The sequence below is a fragment of the Methylomonas lenta genome (assembly GCF_001644015.1).
Lineage (GTDB): Bacteria > Pseudomonadota > Gammaproteobacteria > Methylococcales > Methylomonadaceae > Methylomonas > Methylomonas lenta.
Genome location: NZ_LUUI01000038.1, coordinates 1 through 1,854 on the forward strand (window position 1 = coordinate 1; position 1,854 = coordinate 1,854).

The window sequence follows — 1,854 nt, forward strand, 5'->3', positions numbered from 1 at the left end:
ATTCCGGTCTGAGGCACCAATTATGCATCCAAACGGATGCAACCAAATCCAAAAACCCGCAAGTTTACTGGCTTCGCGGGTTTTTTATTGTCCAATGAAGTGCGTCAAAATCCAGTAACACTCGACAATTTATGCAGTAAGTTTTACAGTAACTTCCAATTCACGAAAAATGTTACTGCAGTTACTGTAAATCGAGGTGTTCTGCATGGCAAAACATATACTTACCGACGCCACGCTTCGCAACGCCAAGCCTGCCTCCAAGGACCGACGCCTGAATGACGGTAGTGGCCTCTATTTGCTAATCAAGCCCAATGGTGCCATGTGGTGGCGATTTGATTACAGCATTGATGGCAAGCGCAAAACACTCTCGCTGGGCGTTTACCCAACCACCGGTCTGGCCGATGCCAGACGCAAGGCGGAAGACGCCAGAGTCTCAGTAGCCAATGGCCAAGATCCCAGCGATAAGCGCAAGGAAGTCAAAGTCGCCCGACAACTGGCCGCGGAAAACGAAAAGCGACTCGAGTCGGGTTTACCCATTATCGATAGTTTCGAATATGTTGCTCGCGAGTGGCACGAAAAGTTCAAAGCCAAATGGACGGAAGATCATGCCAGACGCTTGCTCACCCGGCTCGAACACGACGTGTTTCCGTTTCTTGGTAAACGTCCGATCGATCAGATAGATGCCCTGGAGTTACTGGAAGTCATGCAACGCATGGAGGCCCGAGGCGTGATTGATACCACGCACCGAGCCTTACAAAATTGTGGCCAGATTTTTCGATATGGAGTGCTTACGCGGCGATGTGCCCGCGATCCCAGCAGTGATTTGCGAGGCGCCTTAAGTCCCATCAGAAAAAGACACCATGCCAGCATCACCGATCCCAAACAAATTGCTGGATTGTTGAGAGCCATTGACGATTACCAAGGCTCTTTCATTTCAAAGTGCGCCCTGCAATTTTCCGCACTCACCTTCTGCCGTCCGGGCGAGATTCGACATGCTGAGTGGTCCGAGATTGATTTGGCTGTAAAGCAATGGCGTATCCCGCCGGAGAAAATGAAAATGCGGCTACAACATATCGTACCGCTAGCCACGCAAACGGTTAATGTGCTGTCGGAATTGCAACCGCTGACCGGTAGCGGCAAATATTTATTCCCATCCGAGCGCAGTACGGCAAGACCCATGTCCGAAAACACGGTCAATGCCGCACTCAGGCGTATGGGCTACACCAAAGAAGAAATGACCGCACATGGCTTTCGTTCCATGGCATCGACGCGATTGAATGAAATGCACTTCAATCGCGACCATATCGAACGCCAATTGGCTCATTCAGAAGCCAACGATGTCAGAGCGGCCTACAATTACGCGGAATATCTCCCGGAGCGAACAAAAATGATGCAGGCTTGGGCTGATCAATTGGACGAATTGAGATCGGGCGCCCAGGTCATACCCTTTAGAAAGCAGCAGTAGTCGCCTACCATGCGACTTTGGGCAGGAAGTCCGCACAGCGACGGGGCAAATCATCCACCGACCGGAACTGATGACGAGTACATAGCTCACCACCAAGATGCGAGCAGCCTCGGCAAAAGTGTCGATTATCCAAGGTATCGATGGGTTTGGCGGGCAGGATCCGATCAGCCCATTGCAATAACCACTGCCGTTTTTCTGGGTCTTTGCTACAGACTGTCAGTACCTCATCGATGACGATTGGATCGGTTTCCTCAATCTCGGCCAGATAAGCCAGAAGCTTCTGCCGCTCACAGGCCGAAAGCGACTCTGTATGATCTGTATGACTTTTTTGTTGGGGAACCGAGGGAACGCGGAGAACATGTTGGAATGTCCCCCCTGCGTCAAAATAG

General features: G+C 51.1%; 2 protein-coding genes. One reads left to right on the forward strand and one right to left on the reverse strand.

From position 1 onward, the window contains the following. Window positions 1-205 precede the first annotated feature (205 nt). On the forward strand, window positions 206-1,465 hold the full coding sequence (locus A1359_RS02570) for a tyrosine-type recombinase/integrase (RefSeq protein WP_066977560.1): 1,260 nt from the start codon (window positions 206-208) through the stop codon (window positions 1,463-1,465). Between the two features lie 4 nt (window positions 1,466-1,469). Here the strand turns inward: A1359_RS02570 and A1359_RS22995 are convergent. After that, window positions 1,470-1,854, reverse strand: a 385-nt coding sequence (locus A1359_RS22995) for a hypothetical protein (protein ID WP_083960459.1), incomplete at its 5' end; no start/stop codon positions are given.

What these genes read in the sequence shown, in the direction of transcription:
- A1359_RS02570 (WP_066977560.1), top strand. Translation starts at nt 206, where the DNA reads ATGGCAAAACATATACTTACCGACGCCACGCTTCGCAACGCCAAGCCT.